Origin of the sequence: Plantactinospora alkalitolerans (assembly GCF_015690345.1) — a bacterium.
In the GTDB taxonomy this organism is placed as follows: domain Bacteria; phylum Actinomycetota; class Actinomycetes; order Mycobacteriales; family Micromonosporaceae; genus Plantactinospora; species Plantactinospora alkalitolerans.
Genome location: NZ_JADPUN010000094.1, coordinates 1 through 26291, shown reverse-complemented (window position 1 = coordinate 26291; position 26291 = coordinate 1). Strand labels below are relative to the sequence as shown.

Here is a 26291-nt window from a genome sequence, read left to right as displayed (position 1 = left end):
CGCTGGGCCAGTCGGCCGGGCTGGTCGCCGACTGGGCAGCCGGCGGCGCCGCGTTCGCCTTCCCCGGCGCGGTGGCGGCGTTCGTCGCCGCGGCGGTGCCGGTCGACCCGACGCCGACCGTGACCTCCGTCCGCGAGGCCACCGAGCCGGTGCTCGCCGCCAGCTTCCTGGCCGTCTGCGCGGTCCTCTGCTACGCCGCGGTCACCCAGGTGGCCCAGCGACGCATCAGCCCGCCACTGGCCCTCGGCACTGGGCTCGGCGCGCTCGCGGTGACGGCGGCGGCCTTCGGCGCACCCGGCGCCACCCTCGCTGACGCCTGGGTGGGCGGGCTGCTCCTGGTCAGCGCGGTACTGCTGGTGCTGGCGCCGTCGATCGACGCCGGTCGGCGGGCCGACCGGTTGCTCGACGGCTCCGACATCGCCGCGGCGGCGGTGACGGCCGCACTGGTCGGCACGCTGGCCAGGGTCGCCGGACTCCTCGGCGACGGTGCCGAACTCGCCGCCGCCGCGTTCCTGATCCTGGTGGTCGCCGCCGGCATCCGGGCCATGCCGGCCGACTGGCGCCGAGGTCCGGTCCTCGGCATCGCGCTGACCGGCGGCGTCGTCGCCCTGATCGCCGGCTGGACCGCGCTGAGCGGCGGATTGCGGGTGCTGGCCACCCCCGGCCGGCTCTGGGAGGCCAACCTCGCCGACTGGCCGGTCGGCGGGGCCGGCAACGGCTGGCAGGCACCGGTCGCCCTGGTGCTGCTCGCCGGAGCCGCCGCGATAGCCCTGCCCCGCCCCTGGGCGTACGACGTGGCCGGCGTCTGCGTCGGGCTCGCCACCATCGGTGCCCCGGTGGCACTCGGGCTGCCCTGGTGGTCGCCGATCGTGGTCGGTGGCGCGGTCGCCACCGTCTACGGCGTCACCGCGGTCGTCGCCGCCGACCCCCGGGCCGGGCTGGCCCGGGCCACCGTCGCCGCGGCTGTCGCCGTGCACGCCGTGGGGGCGAGCCTGGTCCGGCCGTGGACCACCGCCGTCGCCCTGGGCGTGGTCGCCCTGATCGGTTTCGTCGTCGCCACCCTCGCCCGGGCGGTCGGTACCCTCTCCGGCCCGGCCGAGGAGGCCGAGTCCTGGACGTTGTCGCCGCAGACCGCCCAGATCGGCGGGCTCGCCGCCGGTGGTGCCCTGTTCGCGCTCGCCGGCTCGCTCGCCGCGCTGGCCGCCTCGCTGGGCTGGTCGGCCGAGGTCGTCGTCCTCGCCAACCTCGGCGCGGCGAGCCTCGGGGTGGCGGTGGTGGCGCTGGTCCGCCGGCACGTTCCGCAGTACCTGCCGTACGCCACGATCGGCATCGTCGCCGGCGCGCCGCCGCGGCCGTCCTGCTCGGCGTACTCGCCGAACTGGTCCGGGCGGTCACCCCGGCGCCAACCCCGCTGCGTGAGCCGATCCGCCGCTGGTCGGTCATGCTCGGCGGAGCGATGCGGCGGCTCCCCGAACCGGCCCGGACCGGCCGCTGGTCGGTCAGCCCCGCCGTCGGGGCGATGATCGCCGCCACCCTGCCGACCGCACTGGCCGTTGCGGCACTCGCCCCGGCCCTGGTCACGGCGTTGGTCGAGCCGTACCAGATCCTCGGCCACATCTGGGACGGCCCGCCGGCCGCGCTACTCGGCGCCCGCCCCGGTGTCGTCGACGGTGGCGGCAACGTCCTGGCGGCACTGCTGCTGACCATCGCCGCCGGACTGGCCGCGACCGGGTTCAGCGGGGGCCGACCGGCCCGGGCGATTCCGGTGGTGCTGCCCGGGGCCGCGATCACCCTGCTCATCACCCCGATCTCGCTGGGCATGGGCTGGCCGCACAGCACGATGGCCGCGCTCGCGGTGTTCACCCTGGCGATGCTCGGACTGGCGCTGACCCCGCCACCGCCGGACGCCGAGGTGGCCCGCTCGCTGCGACTCACCCGGATCCTGGTCTTCGGCATCGGGATGGCGGCCGGCGGAGCGGGACTGGCCGGCGCGCTGGCGACCCGGCAACTGACCCTGTTCACCCTGGGCGCCGCGGTGGGAGTCGGCGCCGTCGCCGCGCTGGGCGGCCGGACCCAGAACGCCCGCATTCTCGGCTGGCTCTTCGCCTCGGTGATGGCCCAGACCTTCGTCTTCACCACCGGTCTGGTGTTCGGCCTCGCCCCGGCGTGGTCCGCGTTCGGGGTGCTGGCCGTCGGCGCGATCCTGCTGCTGGTCGCGGCGCTGCTGCCCCGGCTGCGTCGCCCGGAGGCGATGCGCGAGGCGAACACCGTGGAGTGGAGCGGCTACGGGGCCGCGCTCATCGCCGCCGCGTTGGCGTACGACTCGCCCCGGCACATCGCCGCGCTGCTCGCCGCCTGGGGCGCGGTGCTCGGGATGGCCGCCGTCCGGCCGTACCGGAACCCCACCGAGCGGCGGACCCTGTTCTGGTCGGCGGTCGCCTGCGAGATCATCGCGTGGTGGCTGCTGATGGCGCTGGCCGACGTCGTCCTGCCGGAGGCGTACACGCTGCCGTTCGCGGCGCTCGCCCTGCTGGTCGGACTGCTGGAACTGCGGCACCGCTCCGACCTGAGCAGTTGGGTGGCGTACGGCCCGGCGCTGGTGGCGGCGTTCCTGCCCACCATGGTCATCGTGATGGCCGGCAACGACAGCCCGGTACGCCAGGTGCTGCTGCTGCTCGGTGGAGTGGCCACGCTGATCTTCGGCTCCAACCGGCGGCAGCAGGCTCCGGTGATCATCGGTGCGGTCGTCACGGCACTCGCCGCGCTCCGGGCGCTGTTCAGCTTCGGCCCGTGGCTGGTACTGATCCCGGTCGGTCTGCTGCTCCTGGCGTTCGGCGCCAACAACGAGAACCGCCGCCGTACCCAGGAGCGCTTCCGCGCCGTACGCGGCATGCGTTGAGCCCTCACGGCACCCGCAGCACCCGCAGCACACGCCGGGGCGCGCGGCGCGCGCTGTGGAGTGTTAGGAGGGGACCCTTCTTCTACAAAAAGCGATAAGAAGGGGCCCTTCCTTACAGTCCTGCCCGCAGTGCGGCTTCCTTCTGCGCGACCAGTTCCTCCAGTTGGGTCTGGAACGCCGACATGCGGTTCCGGAGCTTCTCGTCGGAGGCGGCGAGGATGCGGACGGCCAGTAGACCGGCGTTGCGGCCGTTGCCGATGGAGACGGTCGCCACCGGGATGCCGGCCGGCATCTGGACGATGGAGAGCAGCGAATCGAGGCCGTCGAGGTGCTTGAGCGCCACCGGGACGCCGATCACCGGGAGCGGGGTGGCCGCGGCCACCATGCCCGGCAGGGCGGCGGCGCCGCCGGCACCGGCGATGATCACCCGGATTCCCCGGTCGGCGGCGGACTTCGCGTAGTCGATCATCTTGACCGGGGTGCGGTGCGCCGAGATGACGCCGACCTCGTATCCGACGTCGAACTCGGCCAGGGCCTCGGCGGCGGCGCGCATCGTCGGCCAGTCCGAGTCACTGCCCATGATCACGCCGACCGGGGGCGCCGATCCGGTTCCGCCGCGCTCCTCGGTCACGCCTTGCCCTCCCGTAGCCACCATGCCGCCCGGACGGCCCGGACGCGTACCTTCTCCAGGTCGTCGCCGAGCACGGTGACGTGCCCGATCTTCCGGCCGGGCCGGACCTGCTTGCCGTAGAGGTGCACCTTGACGCCCGGATCCTCGGCGAACAGGTGGTGCAGCCGTTCGTCGATCGACATGCCGCCGTCCGGACCGCCGAGCACGTTCGCCATCACCACCACCGGCGCGGTCAACGCGGTGTCCCCCATCGGGTAGTCGAGGACCGCCCGCAGGTGCTGCTCGAACTGGGAGGTACGGGCACCCTCGATCGTCCAGTGCCCCGAGTTGTGCGGTCGCATGGCCAGTTCGTTGACCACCAGTGCCGGCTTCCCGTCGGCGCCGGTCACCTCGAACAGCTCCACCGCGAGCAGACCGACCACGCCGAGCGAGGTGGCCAGGTCGATCGCGAGCTGCTGGGCCCGCAGCGCCACCTCCTCCGGCAGCCTCGGTGCCGGGGCGAGCACCTCCACGCAGATCCCGTCGGACTGCACGGTCTCCACCACCGGGTACGCCGCGACCTGGCCGAACGGCGAACGCGCGACCTGGACGGCCAGTTCGCGGCGCAGCGCGACCCGTTCCTCGGCGATCAGTTCGGTGCCGGCGGCACGCAGGGTGCCGACCAGTTCGGCCGCCTCGGTCGGGTCCGACACGACCCAGACGCCCCGGCCGTCGTACCCGCCACGGGACGCCTTGAGGATCACCGGCCAGCCCAGCTCCGTGCCGAATTCGACCAGGTCGTCCGGTTCGGTCACCGGGCACCAGGGCGGAACCGGGGCGCCGAGAGCGGCCAGGCGCTCCCGCATCGCCCGCTTGTCCTGGGCGAAGATCAACGCGTCGGCCGGCGGGTAGACCGCGACGCCGTCCGCCGCCAGCGCCCGGAGGTGCTCGGTCGGCACGTGCTCGTGGTCGAAGGTGACCACGTCACAGCCGGCCGAGAACTCCCGCAGCGCGGCAAGATCGGTGTGCTGGCCGTACCGGACGTCGGAGGCGACCATCGCGGCACCGTCGGAGGGACTGATCGCGAGAACGCGGAGCGACTGACCGAGGGCGATCGCGGCCTGGTGGGTCATCCGGGCCAGTTGGCCGCCACCCACCATGCCGACAACGGGCAGACCCGTGCGGGAATCCATAGCGGGCGCAAGCCTAACCTCCGCCGGTCCGAAGCTGCGCCAGCAGGTCATCCGGGGTGGTCACCGGCCGGTCGCAGACGAAGCCACGGCAGACGTACGCGGTGGGGGCACCGCCGATCATCGGACGGTCGGCGAGCAGGGGTACACCGGGCTGCCCGGGGCTGCCGGCCACCACCACCGCACCCGGTGGTGCGTTCCGGTGTGCCACCGCGAGCAGCGGGTCACCGGCCGGATCGGCGGTGACGATCGCGATCTCGTACGGGCCGGAGAGCAGCGCCTCGCCGGTCGCGGCGGCGTACCCGGTGAACCGGGCGTGCCGGGCGACGATCGGCGCCACCGTGCCGAGTGCCGTCTCGGCGGCCTCGCGGTAGCTCGGCTCCCCGGTCAGCGCGGAGTACGCCACCAGCGCCGCCACCACCGCCGACAGCCCGGACGGGGTGGCGTTGTCGGTCGGATCGGCCGGTCGGCTGATCAACTCTTCGGCGTCGTCGGCGGTGTCGTAGAACCCGCCCTGGCCGGTGCCGAACCGGGCCAGTGCGGTGTCCAGCAACTCACCGGCGAGCCGCAGCCAGCGCCCGTCCCCGGTGAGCTGGTGTACGGCGCAGAACGCCTCGGCGACGCAGCCGTAGTCCTCCAGCACCCCCGCCGGCTGGCCGACCTGGCCGTCCCGGGAGACCCGGCGCAGCCGCCCGTCGACGAGATGCCGCTCGGCCAGCACCTCGGCGATCCGCACCGCCTCGGCGGTGGTCACCGGGTCGGCGGTCAGCGAGGCGTACTCGACCAGGGCGGTGACGGCCAGCCCGTTCCAGGCGGCCACCACCTTGTCGTCCCGGGCCGGCTGGGGCCGCCGGTTCCGTGCCTCCCGGAGCGCGAGCCGGACCCGCTGCCAGCGTTCCCGCACCTCGGGATCGGCGTCGTCGATGTCCCGGGCCAGCCGCAGCACGCTGCTGCCGTGCTCAAAAGTGCCGGCGGCGGTGACGTTGAACAGGTCGGCCGCCCACCGGCCGTCGTCCTCGCCGAGCGCCTCGACGAGCTGCCCAGGGGTCCAGGCGTAGGTGGCGCCCTCGACACCCTCGGTGTCCGCGTCCAGCGCCGAGGCCAGGCCACCGGCCGGGGTACCGAGGTCGTCGAGGAGGAACGCGGCGGTCTCGGCGGCGACCCGGCCGGCCAGTTCGTCGCCGGTCAGCCGCCAGAGCTGGGTGTAGACCCGGAGCAGCAGCGCGTTGTCGTAGAGCATCTTCTCGAAGTGCGGCACCGTCCAGTGGCCGTCCACCGAGTAGCGGGCGAAGCCGCCGGCGAGCTGGTCGTAGATGCCGCCCCGGGCCATCGCCTCGCAGGTGTGCCGGACGATCTCCAGGTCCCGGACCGAACCGCTGCGCTGGTGGTGCCGGAGCAGGAAGAGCAGGTTCATCTGCGGCGGAAACTTCGGCGCGTTCCCGAATCCGCCGTTGACCTCGTCGTACTCCCGGCCGAGCTGATCCGCGGCGGCGTCCAGCACGTCGGCGGTGAGCGGTGTGGTCTGACCGCCGACGGCCTGGGCCCCGGCGAGCGCCTCCAGCACGGCGGCGCCCTGCCGCAGCACCGCCTCCCGCTGCCCGGTCCAGGCTTCGGTGACCGACTGGAGCAGCCGGACGAAGTTGGGCTTCGGGAAGTACGTGCCGCAGAAGAACGGGGTGCCGTCCGGGGCGGCGAAGACCGTCATCGGCCAGCCGCCCTGACCGGTCATCGCCTGGGTGGCGGTCATGTAGACGGCGTCGACGTCCGGCCGCTCCTCGCGGTCCACCTTGATCGCGACGAAGTTGTCGTTCACCAACTTGCCGACGGCCCCGTCCTCGAACGACTCGTGGGCCATGACGTGGCACCAGTGACAGGCCGCGTAGCCGACCGAGATCAGCACAGGTACGTCCCGACGGCGTGCCTCGGCGAACGCCTCCGCCGACCAGGGCCACCAGTCGACCGGATTGTCCGCGTGCTGAAGCAGGTACGGGCTGGTCGCACTGGCCAGTCGATTCACCCGACGACCATAACCTCCCCGACCCGGCGCCGCCGGGCCGACGGCGGCTAGCCGGGGGCGGGCAGCGTACGACAGAGCGCCGGCGGGAAGTCCGCCCGCACCTTCAGGACGTCGCCACAGCCCGGGGCGGTACTCCGCAGAACGGTCCGCCAGCCCGCCTCCTCGAAGCGCATGAAGTACCGGTACACCGCTGGTGGCGCGGAGCAGCCGGGGCGACCGCCCGCGCCGCACTGCGTGCTGTTCAGGTTCAGCGTCATCACCAGCCAGGCGCCGTCGCACCCCTCCACGTTCCGGGAGCTGTTCCGGGGTACGTCCATCCCCTTCATCGCCGCGAGCACCCAGGTCGGATCGCAGTGGTCGGCCGGGGGCGTACAGCCGAGGTTCGGGTCGCAACGCCGGTAGCCGGTTCCGTCCGGCGCCCACGGCTCGTTGTTGAGCACCACGACCCGGGCACCGATCGGGGTGGACGAGGTCAGCCGGGCCACTCCCGGGACCTTGCTCGGGCAGCCGCCACGCACGTCGGCCCGCGCCGAGTCGAGCACCACGTTGGCGTAGATCATCCCGTTCTCTTCCGTGTAGTAGTCGGTCCGGGGATTCCGGGCACAGTCCGGGTGGCCGGCCAACAGCTCCACGTCGATCAGCAGGGTGCGCGGATCGGGCCCGCGCCGTACGCCCGTCACCTCGGCCTGGTAGATGTTCCAGTCCGTCGGATCCGCCTCGGAAGCGGGCGGCACCGGAGTCTCCCGGGTGCCACCCGCCCGGGCCAGCGCCGCGCTGCCGAGTCCGGCGGCCGTCGTCGGATCTCCGTTGGGCGTCCGCGTGCCGATCACCAGTACGGCCACCAGGTGGTCCTCGGCCAGCCCGACGTAGTACGCGGCGCTCGCGTCACCGTCGGAGTAGGACCGCAGGAGGAGCAGCCCGGCATCGTCCTCCGCGAGTACCTTCCAGTCCTCGCCGTCGGCCGGTCGGCGGCAGCGGGACAACTCGTCCCGCAGCACGTCCATCGCCTCCTCGGCGAGCCCGGCCGGGTACCGCGCCACGTACTCGTAGATCCGGTACTGGCCGACGGTCGCGTTGATCGTGCGCTCGGCCACCGGCTCCGGCGAGTCCGGACCGGCCTGTGCCGACCCGGAAGGTGGGGCCGGGACGGTCGCGGACACGGCAGGGCTGGCCGGGCCGGTCGCGGACACGGCAGGGCTGGCCGGGACGGTCGCGGACACGGCAGGAGTGGCCGGGGTGGCCGGGACGGTCTTCGACCCGGCAGGAGTGGCCGGGACGGTCGCCGACGCGCACGGTCGGGGTGGCAGCGGATGGATGGCGTCCGGACCACCGGTGGAGATCGTGGCACCACCCAGGTCCTCGCTGCTCAGCATGACCTCGTCCGGAATGCCCGACGCCCCGTCGCCGGCGCCGGGTCCGCGGGCACAGCCGGCCGTCGTCACCGCGACGACCAGCGCCGCGAGCGCCAGCTTCGATCGTCTGAGCGGCGTTCTGGATCTTCCCATCGGGCCAGTCTCGCCTGTCGCTGCCACCGCACGCCTGGGCCCCGCTACTCAGGGGTGCCCGGCGGAATCGCTACGAGGCGCCGTCGGCCCGGAGCGGAAAGATCCGGGCCTGGGCGGAGTCGAGCAGCGACCGGAGCACCGCGACGATCTTGTCCGAGGGCATCGGCCGGAAGAAGTGGTAGCCCTGCGCGGCCGTACAGCCCAGCTCGGCGAGGGCGGCCCGCTGGTCGGCGGTCTCCACCCCCTCGGCGACCACCCGCAGACCCAACTCGCGCCCGAGGTCGACGGTGGTACGCACGATGGCCGCCGCCTCCGGCGAGTCCGCCATCCGCATCACGAAGGACCTGTCGACCTTGAGTTCGTCGACCGAGATCCGGGTCAGGAAGGTCAGCGACGAGAAACCGGTGCCGAAGTCGTCGACGGCGAGCTGTACGCCCATCGCGCGCAGCGCGGAGAGCACCTCGTCGATGACCTCCAGCTCGCTCATCACCACCGTCTCGGTGATCTCCAGCACGAGCCGGCGGGCCGGTACCTGGTGCCGGCGCAACGACTCGGCCACCTCGGCCGGCAGCCGCGGATCGAGCAGGCTCCGGGCCGAGAGGTTGATCGAGATCGGTACGTCGAGACCGTGCCGCGCCCAGTCGGCGGCAACCCCGAGGGCCTTGTCCACGACGTACCGGGTGAACGCGCCGAGCAGTTCGCTGCCCTCGATCGTCCGGACGAAGTCGACCGGATTCAACCGGCCCCGGCGGGGATGCCGCCAGCGGATCAACGCCTCCACCCCGGTCGGCTCTCCGGTGGAGAGGTCGACCGCCGGTTGGAGAGCCAGTTCGAGCTGGTCGTCGACGTCGAGCGCCTCCCGCAGCTCGGCCAGCAGGGCGAGCTTGTCGGTGCTGGCCGCGTCCCGGGCGCTGTCGTACGACGCCACACTGCCGCCGCCCTCCTTCGCCTGGTACATCGCGATGTCGGCGCGGCGCAGCAACTCGGTCATGTCTGCCGTACCGGCGCCCGCCACCACCACTCCGACCGACACCTCGACCGACATCCGCACCCCGGCCACCTCGATCGGGGTGGCGAGCAGTTCGACGATCTCGCGGGCCCGCCGCAGCACGTTCGGCGTCGGCGACCGCTCGGCGACCGTGGTCGACTCGGACAGCACCGCGGGTGACGGGATCAGCAGGGCGAACTCGTCGCCGCCGAGCCGTCCGAGCAACTCGCCCGGCCGGGCCAGAACGTCCAACCGGTCCGCCGTCGCCTGGAGCAACTCGTCGCCGGCCGCGTGCCCGAGGGTGTCGTTCACCTCTTTGAAGTGGTCGATGTCGAGCAGCAGCAGCGCCACCGGATGATCATGGCCGAGCTGGTGCAGCGCGACGTCGCCCTTGCTCAGCAGCGCCGCCCGGTTGATCAGATTGGTGAGCGCGTCGTGCACCGCCTCGTACGACGATCGCGCCGTCACCAGTCGCAGCTCGCGGTGGGTCGCCGCGTCGTGCAGCGCGGATGCGAGCGCGTCGCCGAAGGCCGACAGGGCATCCTGTTCGCGTTGGTGCGGAGCCACCGTCCGGGGCAGCCGGACCCGCAGCTCGCCGACCTGGACCGTGCCGACCATCAGCGGCCGGACCAACTCCTGGTCGGTGCCGTCGCCGGCACCGGCCCGATCCGTTCCGATCAGGTCGCGGTGCACCACCGGCCGACCCGGCTCGCCCCGGTAGCGCCGCCACCGGCCGTCGGCGCGCAGCACGTCCACCTCGACCCGCTCCGCACCGAACAGGGCCAGCGCGCCGGTCACCCCGGCCGTGGCGACGCCGTGTTCGTCGAGCTGGTTGAGCGCGCCGGTGGCCTCGGCAAGGGCCCGCCAGGTGCGGCGCTCGTCGTCGGCCCGCAACCGATGGCTGTACGTCTGTTGCAGCAGCCACAGCACGGGCGGCAGGAGCAGCAGCCAGCGCGGATCCTGCTCGACCACGGCCACCACGGCCAGCCCGACGAGCACGTTGCCGACGAACATCAGCAGCTTGCCCGCGAGCGCCCGCAGCAGCGCCGGCCCGAGCGGCACCGCGTGCTGGAGCGACAGGGTGAGTCCGGCGATTCCGGCGGTGGCCAGCAGATAGGTCAGCGACCCGACGGCCAGTGCGGCGATCAGCTGCGGCGTCAGGCCGACGGCGACCGGCACGCCCAGTACGTCCGTGACCGGGGTACCCAGCGCGACGATGGTGCCCAGGGCGGCGACGGTGGCCACCGCCACGCCGGTAGTCAACGCGGCGGTGGTGTGTACGACGTCGAGCGCCGAACGCTGGTCGACGAAGATGGTCATGAGCGCCCAGGCCAGCCCGGCCCCGACGAGGAAGGCGGCCGGCAGCCAACCGGGCGGGACCAGGGAGAGGCCGATGATGAACGCCGCCTCGCCCCAGGTGACACTGACCATGCCGGAGCTGACCCGGAACCTGAGCCGGAAGAGTTGCGCGACCGCCACCACCGCGGCGGCGATGCCGAGCCGGGCCAGTGCCGGCAGCGGGTCGTCCGCCGGCAGTTCGGTGGGGATCAGGAACCCGGTCGCGGCGCCGCCCAGCGCGAGCGCGATCAGGGTGAAGGTGAGCATCCGCACCGGGCGAGGTACGACCGCGATGCCGACCAGCGCAAGGAGACGTCCCGGCCGGCGACCCGAGATCACGGATCTCCGCCGTTCGTCAGTCGTCGTTGCGCGACGTGTCCGGCCCGCGTATGGCGTTGGGCGTCGGGTCTGGTAATCATCGGCGCCCCCTCCCGCGCACGGTGCGGGGACTTTTGGTCCCCGGCGGAAGGCTAAGCCAATCCGATTCGGCGCAACAGAGGGCGCCGGGTCGGATTAGCGTGAATCATGGCGCGGAAGGGCTGTTCCGGTCCAGGTGAGAGGTATTGGAAGCGCTTCCAGCAGATTCCTCTGGCGCGGCCGTCTCGGCAGCCTCCGAACCGGCCGGATCCAATCCGTCCGCCTCGTCGGCCCGCTGCTCCGGAAACCGGTCCGGCAACCGGCGCAGCCGGGCGTTCATGTTGCGGATCAGCAGCACGGTGGCGATGGCCAGCAGGGTGATCATAAAAAGCCCCATCGGCCCTGCCAGGCCACCGGTCCGGGTGTCACCGAAGTTGTTCTCCGCGAGCACCTGTGCAGTGGTCAGCATGGCAGGGATCCTCCGATGTGCGGTCTATCCACTCCCTTACGGTACGCCTGTCAACGGTCAGCGGGCATGCACGGTCTCGCGTACCCCGGCGAACAGGTCGGACTCGGGCATCGGGCTGTCGACCACCGAACGGACCAGCTCGAAATCCTCGGTCGGCCAGGCCTGCTGCTGCAACTCCATCGGCACGTGGAACCAGAAGCCGTCCGGGTCGACCTGGGTCGCGTGGGCCCGCAACGCGTCGTCCCGGACCGGGAAGTAGGAGGCGCACTCGACCCGGGTGGTGATCCGCGGCCCCTTGTCGGGCCGTCCCTCCCAGCGCTCCAGCCACTCCGCGTACGGCGACTCCTTGCCGAGGGCCAGCATGCCCTCGTGCAGCGCCATGATCTTGGCCTTGGAGAAACCGATGTCGTAGTAGAGCTTCAACGGCTGCCACGGTTCGCCGAGTTCAGGAAAGCGCTCGGGGTCACCTGCCGCGTCGAACGCCGCCACGCTCACCTTGTGGCACATGATGTGGTCGGGGTGCGGGTAGCCACCCTCCTCGTCGTACGTGGTCACCACGTGCGGCCGGAACTCGCGCATCAGCCGGACCAGCGGACCGGCCGCCACCTCCGCGTCCTGCAGCGCGAAACATCCCTCGGGCAACGGCGGCAGCGGATCCCCCTCGGGCAGCCCCGAGTCGACGAATCCCAGCCAGGCCTGGTCGACGCCGAGGATGGCCCGAGCCGAGTCCATCTCCGCCCGGCGGATCTCGGCGATGTTGGCCCAGACGTCCGGCCGGTCGAGTTTGGGATTGAGGACGCTGCCCCGCTCGCCGCCAGTGCACGTGACGACGAGGACCTGCACGCCGTCGGCGACGTATTTCGCCATGGTCGCCGCGCCCTTGCTCGACTCGTCGTCGGGATGGGCGTGGACCGCCATCAGACGTAGCTGCTCTGCCAACTCCGGTGTGCTCCCTCGTCGCGCATGGCCGGACCGGCTCGTACCGACGAGCCGTCCGACCCCCCTCGCCGGCCCGCCGTCCGGCCGACCGAGTGTGGCATGCCGAACGACCTGCCACACTCGGTCCAACCGGCGGCTGAGATGATGGACTTACCCATTCTTGCCGATGCCACCGACATCAGTCCCAGGAGATCCCCGCCGGTGCCCGAGACGCCCGCCACATTCGCACCTGCCGCCCCGGTGTTCCCACCCGGCCGGTACGGCCACCGACGCGCGCCCCGGCGGCGCCGACCCTGGGTCGCCACCCTGCTGGTGGTCGCCCTGCTGGCGGTGCTGGGAGCGGTCTCCTACCGGCTCTACCGCCAGTACGGCGACCCCAACTACGACGCCCAGGTGATCACCTACACCGAGATCACCGAGTCGCAACTGGTACTCGACTTCCGGGTGACCGTGCCGGCCGGAGGCTCGGCGATCTGCGTGGTCCGGGCCCGCTCCCGGGACGGCGTCGAGGTCGGCCGCGAGGAGTTGCGGGTGACCGCCGAGCCGGGGCAGCGGCACCTGACCGTCCGGCACCGGCTCGCCACCACCGGCCGGCCGATCCTCGGCGAGGTCGTCCGCTGCCGCCCCGCCAGCGAGTAAGGAAGGGCCCCTTCTTATCGCTTTCGGTAGAAGAAGGGTCCCTTCCTAACATCCGATGCCGCCCGGGGTGGCGATAAATCACGTGGCGTCCGGTGTGTAGCGCACTGGTAACTTGGTAATTCGTCCCTGTCCGCGCACGACTACCCGAGGAGATCGTCTGTGTCCACGACCGACCGCGCGGCGGCCACCTGGCTGTCCCAGGAGGCCTACGACCGGCTGCAGGCGGAGCTCAACGAGCTGATTGCCGCCCGACCTGCGATCGCCGCGGAGATCAACGCCCGGCGCGAAGAGGGTGACCTCAGGGAGAACGGCGGCTACCACGCCGCCCGGGAGGAACAGGGCAAGCAGGAGTTCCGGATCCGCCAACTCCAGGAACTGCTCCGCACGGCCCAGGTGGGCGAGGCACCCAGCGCGGACGTGGTGGCGCCGGGCTGCGTCGTCACGATCCACTTCGACGACGACACCGACGACACCGAGACCTTCCTGCTCGGCTCCCGGGAGATCGCCGCGACCACCGATCTGACCGTCTACAGCCCGGCTTCAGCCCTCGGCAAGTCGATCCTCGGCTCCCGACCCGGCCAGACCGTCACCTACACGGCGCCCAGCGGTGCCGAAATCAAGGTCACGGTGGTCCGGTTCGAGGCGTACGGCGCCTGAGCCGAGCGGCGCTCGCGTGGCCGGAGCTGCCCGCACGGCCGGAGCTGCCCGCACGGCCGGAGATCCGGATCGGCCGACGGCAGGCTCGCGAGGACAGCGCAGCGCAGTACCCGAAGCACGACCAACCCGACGTTGAGGTCCCAGCCGGCTCAGCCCGGCTGGGCGACGTCGACCTGGTAGCCGCTGCCCCGCAGCGCGCTGATCAGCCGGTCGGAGTGCTCCGAGCCGCGCGTCTCCACCGAGAGCGCCACCTCCACCTCACCGAGCCGCAGGTGCGGGTTCTGCCGCTGGTGCACCACGTCGACCACGTTGCCCCGGTACTCGCCGATCAGGCCCAGCAGCGACGCCAGTTGCCCGGGTCGGTCCGCACAGCGCACGGTGATCCGGAGGAACCTGCCCGCCGACGCCAGCCCGTGCTCGATGACCCGCAGCATCAGCAGCGGATCGATGTTGCCACCGGAGAGCACCGCCACCACCGGCGCCTCCACCTGGACCGCCCCGGCCAGCAGCGCCGCCACGCCGGCCGCCCCGGCCGGTTCCACCACCTGCTTGCCCCGTTCGAGCAGCATCAGCAGGGCCCGTGAGATGTCGTCGTCCGAGACGGTCACGACCTCGTCGACCAGCTTGCTCACGTGCGCGAAGGTGAGTTCGCCCGGCCGACCGACCGCGATCCCGTCGGCGATGGTGGCGAACGCGGGCAGCCGGACCGGCTCGCCGGCCAGCAACGAGGGCGGGAACGCCGCCGCCCCGGCGGCCTGCACCCCGATCACCCGTACGTCCGGACGGAGCGCCTTGACGGCCACCGCGATCCCGGAGATCAGACCGCCACCGCCGACCCCGGCCACGATCGTGCGTACCTCCGGGCACTGCTCCAGGATCTCCAGCGCCACCGTGCCCTGCCCGGCGATCACGTCCGGGTGGTCGAACGGATGGATGAAGATCGCACCGGTACGGGTGGCGAAGTCCTCCGCCGCGACCAGGGAATCGTCGACGGTGTTGCCGACGAGTTCCACCCGCGCGCCGTACCCCTTGGTGGCCGCCACCTTCGGCAGCGGCGCGCCCACCGGCATGAAGACGGTCGCGGTGGTGCCGAGCAGCCCGGCGGCGAGCGCCACCCCCTGGGCGTGGTTGCCGGCGCTCGCCGCCACCACCCCACGGTCCCGCTCCTGCGCCGAGAGCCGGGCGATCCGCACGTACGCCCCCCGGACCTTGTACGAACCGGCCCGCTGAACATGCTCGCCCTTGAGCCAGACCTCCCCGTCGAGCGCGGCGGAGAGCGGCCGGGACGGCTCCAGCGGAGTGGCCCGGATGACCCCGGCGAGCAGTTCGCGGGCTGCGGTGATCTCGGCGAGTCCGACCAGCTCCGTCATGCCCAGATCGTCGCATCCCGCCTCCGACCGCCCAGCGGCGGCGGCGTGCGGTCGTGCCGGAGGTCACCGCACGGCGACGCCCGGGCGTCAGGGCTCAGGTCGCCGGGGTCGGCACCTTCGGCCAACCGGGCGCGTGCCGCCGCCACGGCGCGGTCAGCTCGAACTGCCCGGCGACCCCGAGCAGTAGCAGCTCCGAACCGGGCGGGCCGACCAACTGCACCCCGACCGGCAGGCCGTCCGGACGCAACCCGACCGGGACCACCAGCGACGGCAGCCCGGCGATGTTCCAGGGCCCGGCGTACGGGGCGTACCGGATGCAGGTCAGCAGGTTCGACTGCCAGGAGCGGGCGGCCCAGCCGAGCGCCGCCGGTGGGGCACTGGCCAACGCGGGGGTGAGCAGGAGATCCACGGAGTGGTCGCTGAAGAAGCCGATCGACCGCTCCCGCCACGCGGCCCGGTCCTTCTCCTGGACCAGCCCGCGCCGCTCCGCCCAGCCGCCCAGCGCCGCGTGCCGGCGGGTACGCCGTTGCAGCGTGCTCGGGTCCAGCCCGGCCGCCGCCACCTCGGTGGCCGCCGACGCGAACCAGGTCGCGATGCCGCGCAGGCCGAGCGAGGTGGGATAGACGGGATCGACCGACACCGCGTCGTGTCCGGCCGCCGCCAGCAGTCGGGAACCGGCGGCCACCGCGTCCCGGTTCGCCTGGTCGGGGCGTACGCCGGAAACCGGCGAGCGCAGCGACACGGCGACCCGCAGGCGGTCCGGCGGTACCAGCTTGTCCGGGCGACGGCCGGCGAGCACGGCGAAGCCGACCGCGGCGTCGGCCACGGTGGTGGCCAGGATGCCGTGTTCGGTCATCCCGAACCAGTCGTTCGCGCCGAGCTGGCAGGGCACCACGCCACGGCCGGGTTTGAGCCCGACCAGCCCGCAGCAGGCGGCCGGGATCCGGATCGAACCGAGGCCGTCGTTGGCCTGTGCGATCGGCACCATTCCCGAGGCCACCGCGGCGGCGGCACCGCCCGACGATCCGCCCGGGGTGCGGTCGGTATTCCACGGGTTGCGGGTCACCGCCGTCTCGTCGTCGGTGAACGCGAACAGCCCCAGCTCGGGCATCCGGGTCACGCCGACGATGATCGCTCCCGCGCCGCGCAGCCGCCGGACCACCTCGTGGTCGGACTCGGCGACCGGGGTACGGGCGGCTTCCGACCCGTTCCAGGTCGGTAGCCCGGCCACGGCGGTGTTCTCCTTCACCGCGACCGGCACTCCGGCCAGCGGAAGGTTTGCCAGGTCGTCCTGTTCGTCGACCTTCTCCGCCTCGACGATCGACTCGCCACCCCGGACCACCCGGAATGCCGACAGCTCACGATCCGTCCGGTCGACATGGTCGAGGTGATCCGCCACCACCTGGGTGGCGGAGGCGTCACCACGGCGGACCGCCCGGGCGATCTGCTTCGCGGTCGCGCCCACCCAGGTCGGCATGTTGTCCTGCACGGCCACCTCCCCATCGGCTTGTCCGCAGGGCTGTCCGGGCGGGTGGGGCGGTCCCACCCACCGCGCCGTACCGGACGTGCCGCGCCATCGGCGCGGCCCGTCCGGTACGCACGTCCGGACAGCGGTCAGCCGAGCGCCTGCTCCAGATCTGCGAGTAGGTCGTCGGCGGTCTCGATGCCGACAGACAGTCGCACGAGATCGGCGGGAACTTCAAGCGCCGAGCCGGCGGCACTTGCGTGCGTCATTCGGCCCGGATGTTCGATCAGGGATTCGACGCCGCCCAACGACTCGGCGAGGACGAAGAGTTTCGCCCGATTACAGATCTGTACCGCCTGCTCAACACCGCCGGCGGCGCGGAACGAGATCATTCCGCCGAACCGGCGCATCTGCTTGGCCGCGATTTCGTGCCCCGGATGTTCCGGCAGCCCCGGATAGAGGACCTGGGCGACCGACCGGTGCCCATTGAGGTAGTCGGCGATCCGCTCGGCGTTGTCGCAGTGCCGGTCCATCCGTACGCCGAGGGTCTTGACGCCGCGCAGGGTCAGCCAGGCGTCGAACGGGCCGTTCACCGCGCCCATGGCGTTCTGGTGGTAGCGGAGTTCCTCGCCCAGCCCGGCGCTCGACGCGACCAGGGCGCCGCCGACCACGTCGGAGTGCCCACCGACGTACTTGGTGGTGGAGTGCACGACGACGTCGGCTCCGAGCGCGATCGGCTGCTGGAGGTACGGCGACGCGAAGGTGTTGTCGACGACGAGCAGGGCACCGATGTCCTTCGCCACCGAGGCCAGCCCGGCGATGTCGGCGATTCCGAGCAGTGGGTTGGTGGGCGTCTCCACCCAGATGACCTTGGTCTGGCCGGGCCGGACGGCGGCCCGTACCGCGTCGACGTCGGAGATCCGGGCCGGGGTCCAGGTCAGTCCCCACTGCTCTGCCACCCGGGCGAACAGCCGGAACGTGCCGCCGTACGCGTCGTCCGGAATCACCACGTGGTCGCCCGGCCGGCAGACGGTACGCAGCAGGGTGTCCTCGGCGGCCAGCCCACTGGCGAAGGTCAGCCCGACCGGGCCGCCCTCCAGCGCCGCGAGGCATTCCTGGAGGGCGTCCCGGGTGGGGTTGGCGGAGCGGCTGTACTCGTACCCCAGTCTCGGGGCGCCCACGGCGTCCTGCGCGTACGTGCTGGTCTGGTATATCGGCGGCACCACGGCCCCGGTACGGGGCTCCGGTTCCTGGCCGGCGTGGATGGCGAGTGTCTCGAACCCGTGACTCATGTGGGTGAGGCTAGTCTGCCCTGGTGGCAGGCTGCGTGTTCTGCGGGATCGTGGCGGGTTCGGTGCCGGCGTTCCGGGTGGTCGACACCCCCGACGGGGTCGCCTTCCTCGACACCCGCCCGGTGTTCAAGGGACATCTGCTGGTGGTGCCCCGCGATCATCTCGAGGTGCTGGGCGAACTGCCGGCCGCCGCCCTGCCGGGATACTTCGGGCTGGTCCAGCGCCTGGCCGTGGCGGTCGAGGCCGGTCTCGGCGCGGGTGGCACCTTCGTGGCGATGAACAACCGGGTCTCGCAGTCGGTGCCGCACCTGCACACCCACGTCGTGCCCCGAACCAAGGGAGACGGCCTGCGCGGCTTCTTCTGGCCCCGGACGAAGTACTCCTCCGACGACGAGGCCCGGTCGTACGCCGACCGCGTCAGCGCCGCCCTCCCGGAATAGATCAGCGCCGCCCTCGCGGGATAGATCAGCGCTGCCCTCGCGGGGTAGCCGGGACAGGACCGCGGCGGCCGGCGGTCCACCACCGGATCCCGGCGAGGGCCGAACCGAGCAGGCAGAACCAGGCGAACCAGTCACCGAACCTGGCGTACGGCGTCGGGCCGGCAGGCAGCCGGACCCGGCTCGTACGGATGATCTCCCCGTCCGCCGTGCTGATCGTCCGGTACCCGTGAGCGGAACTGCGGGCCACGGCGAAACCGCTCTCCACGCCGCGCAGCACGGCCATCCGGGAGTGCAGCCACGCGTCGCGGTCGAAGTCCAACGCCGGCACGAGCATCAGTCGCGCCCCGCCCCGGCCGTTGTCCCGGCCCAGGGCCGGATAGTCGAGGTCCTTGCAGACCGCGAGCCCGATCCCGTCGACCACGACGGTCGAGTGCCCGACGCGCAGATGGTCCTCCAGGCCCGGTACGAGATGCCGCTTGTGGTAGACCACCGGCGGCGTGCCGTCGGCCCGGAACAGCATGGCCGCGTTGTAGCCGTCGGAGACCAGGCCGACGACGACATCGGTACGGCTCTGTACCGCCAACGACGAGAACCGCGTGACGAACGACGGCAGCAGGTCGTCGTCGACCGTGAACACCTTCTCCGGCAGCACCGCGATCTCGGTGTGCGCGGCCCGCACCCGCTCGGCGTACCGGTCGAGCAGCAGCCGTCCCTCCGGTGACCCGACCGGCAGGCTGTCCACACTCTGTTCGAGCGCGATCAGGGTGACGGTCGGACCCGGCGTCGAGGACGAGGGCCAGAGGCCGTAGCCGACCACCACCGCCGCCAGCCCGACGGCGACACCGGCGGTCGGCAGCCGTCGGTGGGTCCCAGGGGCGAGCAGCACCGCGACCACCGTGGGAACCGCGACGACGAGGAACGTGATCCCCCACATCCCGGTGACGGCGGCGATGTCCCGGACCACCGCCACGTCGGTCTGGGTGTAGGCCAGGCTCCAGAACCCGCCGGCCGGTGACACCAGCGACACCAGGTACTCCGCACCGGACAGTGTCGCCGGCACCGCCACGGTGGCCAGGAGTGGACGGCCGCGCAGCAGCGCCGCGCGGCCGAGCAGCACCGCCAACGGGAACGGGACCGCCGTGCCGACCAGGTAGCCGGTCAGGGCCGGCACGGGAAATTCGATGCTGCCGTGCAGGTAGCTCCACATGTTCAGGGAGCCGAGGAACCACGCCGCGAAGGCGACACCGGCGGCGGTCCGGGCCGGCACCCGCGGCGCGACCAGCAGTACGGGCAGCGGCGCCAACCAGGTCAGCCACGGCATCGGCGCCAATCCGGTACCGGCCCAGAACAGCACCGAGGACAGCAGTACGGCGGCAAGGGATCGTCGAAACATGCCGTCGATGCTTCCAAGATCGGCGCCGGTACGGATCGCCTGCGCGAGCTACTGCCCGGCCGGTACGTTCGGCGGAGTCACCAGGCCCACCTCGTACGCGTGGATGACCGCCTGCACCCGGTCGCGCAGGCCGAGCTTGGCCAGCAGATGGCTGACATGGGTCTTCACCGTGCTCTCGCTGACCGTCAGCGCGGTGCCGATCTCGGCGTTCGACAGTCCCCGGGCGAGCAGGACCAGGGTCTGGCGTTCACGGGCGGTCAGGGTGTCCAGCACGCCCGGGACGGCCGGACGGCTCCGGGTACGGATCACGTCGACGATCAGCCGCCGGGTCACCGAGGGCGCCAGCAGGGCCTCACCGGCGGCCACCACCCGGATCGCGTGCACGAGGTCCTCCCGACGGACGTCCTTGAGCAGGAATCCGCTGGCCCCGGCGCGCAGGGCGTCGTAGACGTACTCGTCGACGTCGTAGGTGGTGAGGACGACGACCTGGACGGACGTCTGGGCGCACACCCGCCGGGTCGCCTCGATGCCGTCCATGCCGGGCATCCGCAGGTCCATCAGGACCACGTCGGGCTGGTGCCGTAGCACCGCCTCGACCGCCGCCGCACCGTCGCCGACCTCGGCCACCACCTCGATGTCCGACTGCGCGTCGAGGATCATCGCGAAGCCGCTCCGGACCAGTTCCTGGTCGTCGGCCACCACTACCCGGATGGTCACCGCTCCACCTCCGCCGTCGACCGCATCCCGGTCGGTACCGGGAGTCTGGCGGACACCGTGAAGCCGCGCCCGTCGGGGCCGGCACCGGCACTGGCGGCGCCGCCGCAGGCGGCCGCCCGTTCGCCGATCCCGACGAGGCCCCGGCCGGGCGTCGCGGCCGCGGACCGGCCACCGCCGTCGTCGGCCACGGCGATCTCGAGTTCGGTGGCCGTCCAGGTCAGCCGGACCGACGCGGTGGCGGCTCCGGCGTGCCGCACCACGTTGGTCAGGGCCTCCTGGACGATCCGGTACGCGGCGACGTCGACGCCGGCCGGCACCGGCCGGGCGACGCCGTCGACCGTCACCGTCACCGCGACCCCGGTCCGGCCGACAACGGTGACCAGTTCGGCCAGGTCGGCGATTCCGGGCTGGGAACCCGGGCCTCCCCGGTCGTCGGTCTCGCGCAGCAGGTGCCGGAGCTGGACGGTCGCGTCACGTCCGGCGTCGGCGATCGCGTCGAAGACCGCCTCCGCCCGGCCCGGATCCGACCGGACCACCACCGGACCGGCCTCGGCCTGCACCACCATCATGCTGACCGCGTGCGCGAGGATGTCGTGCATGTCCCGGGCGATCCGCTCCCGCTCGGCCGCCGCGGCCTGGGCAGCCTCGGCCTGGCGGGCCCGGACGAGGTGCCGGGCCCGGTCCTGGAGCACCTCGGCGTGGCGGCGCCGGGTCCGGGCGGCAACTCCCAGGCCGTACGCGCTCAGGCTCAACAGAATCGGAAACTGGTAACTGAACAGGGCGTCCGGCACCGATTCGGTCGAGCCGAGCACGCCGAGCGGTGCCGCGACCAGGATCACCCACCGCTGCCAGCGCCGGCCCCGGTCGGCGATCGTGTAGGTGGCGACGAGCACCCCGTACGGCATCGCCTGCGGCAGGTGCGGCACCTGCGCGTACGCGATCCCGGCCAGGCCGACCACGACCCCCACGGCGAACGGCGCCCGCCGACGCCAGGCCAGCGGGATCGAGATGCCGACCGCCAGCGCGTAGCCCCACCAGGGCGCCCTGTTGATCACCAGTGGTGGCAGACCAACCGCCAGGATCACTCCGGCGAACGCCGCGTCGAGGTACACACCGCCGCCGACCGTAGACAGGGGTAACCGGCGCACGGCAGCGAGTATGTCTGCCGGGCCCGCCGCTGTCGCCCCCCGGACCGGCCACCGTCGCCGTCCGGGCCCCCGGATGCCTGCCGGGCCGGATGATGCCTGCCGGGCCCCGGATGCCTGCCGGGCCCCGGGCCGGGTAAGGATCTGGGTGCGTACCGCGTTGCATCCGGCAGAGGTACGAGAGGAGTTTCCACCGTGTTCCTACGGCGAATGAAGGCCGAACTGCCCTCCCCCGACCAGGCGCTGCCCGGCCGGCTGATCGCGATGCCGGTTTCCGATCGGCACGAGGTGCTCGGCACCCCGTTGAAGGGCCCGTGGCCCGAGGGGGCGCAGGTCGCCGTCTTCGGAATGGGCTGTTTCTGGGGAGCCGAGCGACTGTTCTGGACCCTGCCCGGGGTGATTTCCACCTCCGCGGGCTACGCGGGCGGTTACACCCCGAACGCGACGTACGAAGAGGTGTGTTCCGGCGGGACCGGGCATGCCGAGGTCGTCCAGGTGGTCTACGACCCCTCGAAGATCAGCTATGAGGACCTGCTCAAGGTCTTCTGGGAGAACCACGACCCGACCCAGGGCATGCGGCAGGCCGGCGACGTCGGTACGCAGTACCGGTCGACGATCTACACGACGACCGACGAGCAGTCGGCGACCGCACAGGCGTCCCGGGACGCGTTCGCTCCGGTGGTGGCGAGGGCCGGCAGGGGCGAGATCACCACGGAGATCGACAAGCTGGGGAAGTACTACTACGCCGAGGACTACCACCAGCAGTACCTGGCGCCGACGAAGAACCCGAACGGCTACTGCACGCACGGCCCCAACGGCATGACCTGCCCGGTCGGCGTGGCCCGCACCGAGGCGTAGCCACCACCCGTACCGAAAGAAGTAGCGGACGCACTGCCGCGCCGGACCTTCCGGCGCGGCAGTGCGCTGTCTCCGCCCAGCGGTGCGCCGCGCCCCGGTGCTCCCGTCGCCCGGTGCTCCCGTCGCCCGGTGCTCCCGTCGCCCGGTGCTCCCGTCGCCCGGTGCTCCCGTCGCCCGCGCCGCCGAGCTGACAACTCGTTGAGTGTGGGCAAAAACCGTTGCCGGTGGCGGTCGGGGATGGATAGCGTGGCCGTACACGGGAAGGGAGGTGGTCCGAGCTTTGTATAGCAATGGGACTCGTGAGGTGGCTGTCCGCTAGCCGCTGTCCTTGACAGTTTCGGTGTCCGCCGCAAGCGGGCAGTTGCAAGTCGTCGAGACCGTGTGGCAGCGGTGCGGCGAATCCAAGACAGCCACCCGACCCCCGGGGCGTCCGGCCACAGTCCAGCCGGCGTCCGCGTGACAATGCTCACGCGGACACCCCGGGGGTCGACCTTGTCCGCCGCCGAAAGGCGTCGCGTCGGAAGGACCGGCCGTGTCGGTACGGGAACTGGCGGTGTTGGGCACGGCCAGTCAGGTGCCGACCCGGCATCGCAACCACAACGGGTACCTGCTGCGCTGGGACCGGGAGGCCATCCTCTTCGATCCCGGCGAGGGCACCCAGCGGCAGATGCTGCTGGCCGGGATCGCCGCCAGCGACCTGACCCGGATCTGCGTCACCCACTTCCACGGCGACCACTGCCTCGGCCTGCCCGGGGTGATCCAGCGACTCTCCCTCGACCGGGTCGCGCACCCGGTCGACGCCCACTTCCCGGCCGGCAACGGCGAGTACTTCGCCCGGCTGCGGCACGCCAGTTCGTTCTACGAGACGGCCGAGCTACGCGAACGTCCGGTGCTCGCGGACGGCCAGACCTTCGAGACCTCCGCCGGCCGGCTGGAGGCACGACGCCTCCGACATCCGGTGGAGACGTACGGCTATCGGCTGGTGGAGCCCGACGACCGCCGGATGCTGCCGGACCGGCTGGCCGCGTACGGGATTCGTGGTCCGGCCGTCGGGGAGCTGGCCCGGACCGGCCACCTCGACCTGCCCGGACGCCGCGTGCTGCTGGCCGAGGTGAGCGTGCCGCGACCCGGCCAGCGGTTCGCCTTCGTGATGGACACCGGCCTCTGCGACGCGGTGTTCGCGCTGGCGGAGCGGGCCGACCTGCTGGTGATCGAGTCGACCTTCCTGACCGAGGACGCCGCCCTCGCCGCCGAGGTCGGTCACCTGACGGCGGCGCAGGCCGGGCGGGTGGCGGCCGAGTCGGGGGTACGTCGACTCGTGCTCACCCACTTCTCCCAGCGGTACGGCCCGGCGACCCGGCCGGGGCCGGGGCCCGGTGTGGTGTCGGCGGCGGAGCGCTTCGCGGCCGAGGCGCGGGAGCACTTCGACGGTGAACTCGTGGTGGCGGAGGACCTGATCCGGGTGTCCGTACCGGCCCGGCCGGTCAGCGCGGCAGCGACGCCGCCAGCCGCTTCGGCGCCCTGATCCGCCAGGACTCCGCCAGCAGTTCGCTCAACTCGACGGGATCGACGGTGTCGAGCGCGACCACCACCATCGGGTAGTTGACGTAGTGCGCCGGCACCGTGAAGGTCTGCGGGGCCGCCGCTACCAGCGCCTCCCGCTCGTGGGTGAAGATCGCAACCCGGTCGCCGTCCTCCAGCAGCCGTACGAACAGCTTGCCGCGAATCTTGCAGGTTGGTGTCCCATATGAGGTGCCCTGTTCCACCTCGGGCAACACGGACACCAGATCACACACTCTGTCCCAGGTGACCATATCGGCCACGTTACTACGATCGACGAGTGACGCTCACCCTGCGCCCGGCCGTCGCCGGCGATCTCATGGCCATCGGAGATCTTCATCACCGTTCGCGGTCGGCGGCCTACCGGGAGTTCGTCCCGGCGGACGCGTTGGCCTCGGTCACCGGGGAGATGATGGGCCGGTACTGGACCGAGCGCTGGACGTACGAGCGGGACAGTCACCTGATGACGGTGGCGGAGCGCAACGGCCGACTGGTCGGCTTCACCTACCTCGGGCCGCACGACCCGGAGGAACCGGACTCGGCCGGACCGGACGTCGGCGAGTTGTACGCCATCCACCTGGATCCGGCGGAGCAGGGACGCGGGGTGGGTCGGGCACTGATGGTCGACGCGCTGGCGAAACTGCACGCCCGCGGCTGGCGGCGGGCGGTGCTCTGGGTGCTCGCCGACAACACCCACGCCCGGAGCTTCTACGTCCGAGGCGGCTGGGTCCCGGACGGGGTCGAGCGGGAGGGCGACATCGGCCCGGTGCTGACCCGCCAGCTCCGGCACGTCCGGAACCTCCCCTGAGTGTTAGGAAGGGCCCCTTCTTCTACAGAAAACGATAAGAAGGGGCCCTTCCTTACAGTCTCAGCGGGGGCGGGCGCCGAGGTGGGCCAGCAGGTCCTGCCGGGTGAGGACGCCCTTCGGCTTGCCGTCCACCAGAACGAGCGCGGCATCGGACTTCTCCAGGAGGCCGACGGCCTCGCTCACCGGCTGGCCGCCGCCGATCATCGGCAGCGGCGGTCCCATGTGCCGCTCGATGGTGTCGTGCAGTTCCGCCTCGCCGGTGAAGAGCGCGTCCAGCAGGTCCCGCTCGGCGATCGAGCCGGCGACCTCGCCGGTCACCACCGGCGGCTCGGCCTTGAGCACCGGAAGCTGGGACACGGCGTACTCGCGCATGTAGTCGACGGCGTCCCGGACCGTCTCGGTCGGATGTACGTGGATCAGCTCCGGGATGCCGTTCGGCTTGCTGGCCAGCGCGTCCGCCACGGTCGCCTCGGTGGCGCTGGTGGCCATGAAGCCGTACCGGGCCATCCACTCGTCGTCGAAGATCTTCGAGAGGTAGCCCCGACCGCCGTCCGGCAGCAGTACCACGACCACGTCGTCCGGTCCGGCGCTCCGCGCCACCGCCAGGGCCGCCGCCACCGCCATGCCGCAGGAGCCGCCGACCAGCAGTCCCTCCTCGCGGGCGAGTCGCCGGGTCAGATCGAAGGACTCCTTGTCCGAGACCTTCACGATCTCGTCGCAGATGTTCCGGTCGTACGTCTCCGGCCAGAAGTCCTCGCCGACCCCCTCGACCAGGTACGGTCGCCCGGTCCCGCCGGAGTAGACCGAGCCCTCGGGGTCGGCGCCGATGATCCGTACCGTCCCGCCGGACGCCTCCTTGAGGTAGCGGCCGGTACCCGAGATGGTGCCCCCGGTGCCCACCCCGGCGACGAAGTGGGTGATCCGGCCGCCGGTCTGCTCCCACAGCTCCGGACCGGTGGTCTCGTAGTGCGAGCGCGGGTTCGCCGGGTTGGCGTACTGGTTGGGCTTCCAGGCGCCCGGGATCTCGCGGGTGAGCCGGTCCGAGACGTTGTAGTACGAGCGGGGGTCCTCCGGGGCGACCGCCGTGGGGCAGACCACGACCTCCGCGCCGTACGCCCGCAGCACGTTCTGCTTGTCCTCGCTGACCTTGTCCGGGCAGACGAAGACGCACTTGTAGCCCTTGAGCTGGGCCACCAGCGCCAGGCCGACGCCGGTGTTGCCGCTGGTCGGCTCGACGATCGTGCCGCCGGGCTTCAGCGCGCCCGCCTGTTCGGCCTCCTCGACCATCCGCAGTGCGATGCGGTCCTTGACCGAGCCACCGGGGTTGAAGTACTCCACCTTGGCGAGCACGGTCGCCGAGATGCCCGCGGTGACCTGCCGGAGCCGGATCAGGGGGGTGTCACCGATCAGTTCGATGACGTTGTCGTAGTAGCGCACGTCGCTGTGCCCTCTCCAGTGCTCGCCGCCCGGTCGGCACTGGCCGGGCACGGAGTCGGTGCTGGTGGCGTGCGGTCGGGCGGAGGATGGCGTCTCCAACGGCCAGCCTACGTGTCCCCGCCCTGTCTCTTAAACACATCTCCGAGCCCACGAGACCGGAGCCTAGCTCGTATGCCGGCTTCTGCTTGAAAAAAAACA

At 72.1% G+C, this 26291-nt stretch carries 20 protein-coding genes and 3 pseudogenes; 7 read left to right on the top strand and 16 right to left on the bottom strand.

The window, feature by feature from the left end:
- Window positions 1-2899: pseudogene (locus I0C86_RS43055) on the top strand (SCO7613 C-terminal domain-containing membrane protein); the annotation flags it as partial.
- A 112-nt stretch (window positions 2900-3011) separates the two neighbouring features.
- On the opposite strand, the gene purE reads toward I0C86_RS43055, so the two are convergent.
- The 8 genes and pseudogenes from purE to mca all read right to left on the bottom strand — a co-directional run bounded on the left by purE (window position 3012) and on the right by mca (window position 12312).
- Window positions 3012-3479: a 5-(carboxyamino)imidazole ribonucleotide mutase gene (gene purE, locus I0C86_RS07795; protein WP_230393756.1), complete on the bottom strand. Its 468-nt coding sequence runs from the start codon at window positions 3477-3479 to the stop codon at window positions 3012-3014.
- 47 nt (window positions 3480-3526) lie between these two features.
- On the bottom strand, window positions 3527-4702 hold the full coding sequence (locus I0C86_RS07790) for a 5-(carboxyamino)imidazole ribonucleotide synthase (RefSeq protein WP_196200529.1): 1176 nt from the start codon (window positions 4700-4702) through the stop codon (window positions 3527-3529).
- Between the two features lie 13 nt (window positions 4703-4715).
- Window positions 4716-5432: pseudogene (locus I0C86_RS45395) on the bottom strand (hypothetical protein); the annotation flags it as partial.
- Between the two features lie 45 nt (window positions 5433-5477).
- Window positions 5478-6716: pseudogene (locus tag I0C86_RS45390) on the bottom strand (thioredoxin domain-containing protein); the annotation flags it as partial.
- 47 nt (window positions 6717-6763) lie between these two features.
- Window positions 6764-8221 (bottom strand): hypothetical protein, encoded by a 1458-nt coding sequence (locus tag I0C86_RS07780; protein ID WP_196200527.1) that lies wholly within the window; start codon window positions 8219-8221, stop codon window positions 6764-6766.
- Window positions 8222-8291: 70 nt separating this feature from the next.
- Entirely contained in the window at window positions 8292-10814 is a 2523-nt protein-coding gene (locus I0C86_RS07775) for a putative bifunctional diguanylate cyclase/phosphodiesterase (protein WP_196200537.1), read from the bottom strand.
- Between the two features lie 256 nt (window positions 10815-11070).
- On the bottom strand, window positions 11071-11373 hold the full coding sequence (locus tag I0C86_RS07770; RefSeq protein WP_196200526.1) for a hypothetical protein: 303 nt from the start codon (window positions 11371-11373) through the stop codon (window positions 11071-11073).
- Window positions 11374-11430: 57 nt separating this feature from the next.
- Complete coding sequence (mca, locus tag I0C86_RS07765; protein ID WP_196200525.1) at window positions 11431-12312, bottom strand: mycothiol conjugate amidase Mca; 882 nt, start codon at window positions 12310-12312, stop codon at window positions 11431-11433.
- Between the two features lie 201 nt (window positions 12313-12513).
- On the opposite strand from mca, the gene I0C86_RS07760 reads away from it, so the two are divergent.
- On the top strand, window positions 12514-12951 hold the full coding sequence (locus I0C86_RS07760) for a DUF4307 domain-containing protein (protein WP_323373521.1): 438 nt from the start codon (window positions 12514-12516) through the stop codon (window positions 12949-12951).
- 159 nt (window positions 12952-13110) lie between these two features.
- The gene (greA, locus tag I0C86_RS07755; RefSeq protein ID WP_196200524.1) at window positions 13111-13608 is read left to right on the top strand and encodes a transcription elongation factor GreA; all 498 of its coding nucleotides are present in this window, start codon (window positions 13111-13113) and stop codon (window positions 13606-13608) included.
- Window positions 13609-13757: 149 nt separating this feature from the next.
- On the opposite strand, the gene ilvA is transcribed toward greA, so the two are convergent.
- The 3 genes from ilvA to I0C86_RS07740 form a co-directional block, all read right to left on the bottom strand.
- Window positions 13758-14978, bottom strand: coding sequence for a threonine ammonia-lyase (gene ilvA, locus I0C86_RS07750; RefSeq protein ID WP_196200523.1), 1221 nt, complete (start codon window positions 14976-14978; stop codon window positions 13758-13760).
- 94 nt (window positions 14979-15072) lie between these two features.
- Window positions 15073-16473: an amidase gene (locus I0C86_RS07745; RefSeq protein WP_196200522.1), complete on the bottom strand. Its 1401-nt coding sequence runs from the start codon at window positions 16471-16473 to the stop codon at window positions 15073-15075.
- Between the two features lie 119 nt (window positions 16474-16592).
- A complete protein-coding gene (locus I0C86_RS07740) occupies window positions 16593-17735 on the bottom strand; it encodes a cystathionine gamma-synthase (protein ID WP_196200521.1) in 1143 nt (380 codons plus the stop codon).
- Between the two features lie 23 nt (window positions 17736-17758).
- On the opposite strand from I0C86_RS07740, the gene I0C86_RS07735 reads away from it, so the two are divergent.
- Window positions 17759-18175, top strand: a complete 417-nt coding sequence (locus I0C86_RS07735; protein ID WP_323373520.1) for an HIT family protein — start codon at window positions 17759-17761, stop codon at window positions 18173-18175.
- A gap of 25 nt (window positions 18176-18200) precedes the next feature.
- Here I0C86_RS07735 and I0C86_RS07730 read toward each other — a convergent pair whose 3' ends face one another.
- The 3 genes from I0C86_RS07730 to I0C86_RS07720 are packed head-to-tail and all read right to left on the bottom strand — an operon-like array spanning window position 18201 to window position 21433.
- Window positions 18201-19568, bottom strand: coding sequence for a nitrilase-related carbon-nitrogen hydrolase (locus I0C86_RS07730; protein WP_196200520.1), 1368 nt, complete (start codon window positions 19566-19568; stop codon window positions 18201-18203).
- 48 nt (window positions 19569-19616) lie between these two features.
- On the bottom strand, window positions 19617-20228 hold the full coding sequence (locus I0C86_RS07725) for a response regulator transcription factor (RefSeq protein ID WP_230393751.1): 612 nt from the start codon (window positions 20226-20228) through the stop codon (window positions 19617-19619).
- A gap of 53 nt (window positions 20229-20281) precedes the next feature.
- The gene (locus I0C86_RS07720) at window positions 20282-21433 is read right to left on the bottom strand and encodes a sensor histidine kinase (protein WP_323373519.1); all 1152 of its coding nucleotides are present in this window, start codon (window positions 21431-21433) and stop codon (window positions 20282-20284) included.
- Window positions 21434-21625: 192 nt separating this feature from the next.
- Here I0C86_RS07720 and msrA point away from each other — a divergent pair, with 192 nt between their 5' ends.
- On the top strand, window positions 21626-22288 hold the full coding sequence (gene msrA, locus I0C86_RS07715) for a peptide-methionine (S)-S-oxide reductase MsrA (protein ID WP_196200518.1): 663 nt from the start codon (window positions 21626-21628) through the stop codon (window positions 22286-22288).
- A gap of 532 nt (window positions 22289-22820) precedes the next feature.
- Window positions 22821-23813, top strand: coding sequence for a ribonuclease Z (locus I0C86_RS07710; protein ID WP_196200517.1), 993 nt, complete (start codon window positions 22821-22823; stop codon window positions 23811-23813).
- Here the strand turns inward: I0C86_RS07710 and I0C86_RS07705 are convergent.
- A complete protein-coding gene (locus tag I0C86_RS07705) occupies window positions 23773-24102 on the bottom strand; it encodes an MmcQ/YjbR family DNA-binding protein (RefSeq protein WP_196200533.1) in 330 nt (109 codons plus the stop codon). The two genes, I0C86_RS07710 and I0C86_RS07705, sit on opposite strands and share 41 nt — an antisense overlap.
- Window positions 24103-24128: 26 nt before the next feature.
- Here I0C86_RS07705 and I0C86_RS07700 point away from each other — a divergent pair, with 26 nt between their 5' ends.
- A complete protein-coding gene (locus tag I0C86_RS07700) occupies window positions 24129-24656 on the top strand; it encodes a GNAT family N-acetyltransferase (RefSeq protein ID WP_196200516.1) in 528 nt (175 codons plus the stop codon).
- A gap of 60 nt (window positions 24657-24716) precedes the next feature.
- Here I0C86_RS07700 and I0C86_RS07695 read toward each other — a convergent pair whose 3' ends face one another.
- Window positions 24717-26093, bottom strand: a complete 1377-nt coding sequence (locus tag I0C86_RS07695) for a cystathionine beta-synthase (protein ID WP_196200532.1) — start codon at window positions 26091-26093, stop codon at window positions 24717-24719.
- Window positions 26094-26291 lie beyond the last annotated feature (198 nt).

Excerpts from the sequence above, each read along its gene's own strand:
- I0C86_RS07780 (WP_196200527.1), bottom strand. The coding sequence starts at position 8,221 with ATGGGAAGATCCAGAACGCCGCTCAGACGATCGAAGCTGGCGCTCGCG.
- purE (WP_230393756.1), bottom strand. The coding sequence starts at position 3,479 with ATGGGCAGTGACTCGGACTGGCCGACGATGCGCGCCGCCGCCGAGGCC.
- I0C86_RS07770 (WP_196200526.1), bottom strand. The coding sequence starts at position 11,373 with ATGCTGACCACTGCACAGGTGCTCGCGGAGAACAACTTCGGTGACACC.
- I0C86_RS07705 (WP_196200533.1), bottom strand. The coding sequence starts at position 24,102 with ATGGTCACCTGGGACAGAGTGTGTGATCTGGTGTCCGTGTTGCCCGAG.
- I0C86_RS07725 (WP_230393751.1), bottom strand. The coding sequence starts at position 20,228 with ATGATCCTCGACGCGCAGTCGGACATCGAGGTGGTGGCCGAGGTCGGC.
- I0C86_RS07790 (WP_196200529.1), bottom strand. The coding sequence starts at position 4,702 with ATGGATTCCCGCACGGGTCTGCCCGTTGTCGGCATGGTGGGTGGCGGC.
- I0C86_RS07775 (WP_196200537.1), bottom strand. The coding sequence starts at position 10,814 with ATGCTCACCTTCACCCTGATCGCGCTCGCGCTGGGCGGCGCCGCGACC.
- I0C86_RS07740 (WP_196200521.1), bottom strand. The coding sequence starts at position 17,735 with ATGAGTCACGGGTTCGAGACACTCGCCATCCACGCCGGCCAGGAACCG.
- ilvA (WP_196200523.1), bottom strand. The coding sequence starts at position 14,978 with ATGACGGAGCTGGTCGGACTCGCCGAGATCACCGCAGCCCGCGAACTG.
- I0C86_RS07730 (WP_196200520.1), bottom strand. The coding sequence starts at position 19,568 with ATGTTTCGACGATCCCTTGCCGCCGTACTGCTGTCCTCGGTGCTGTTC.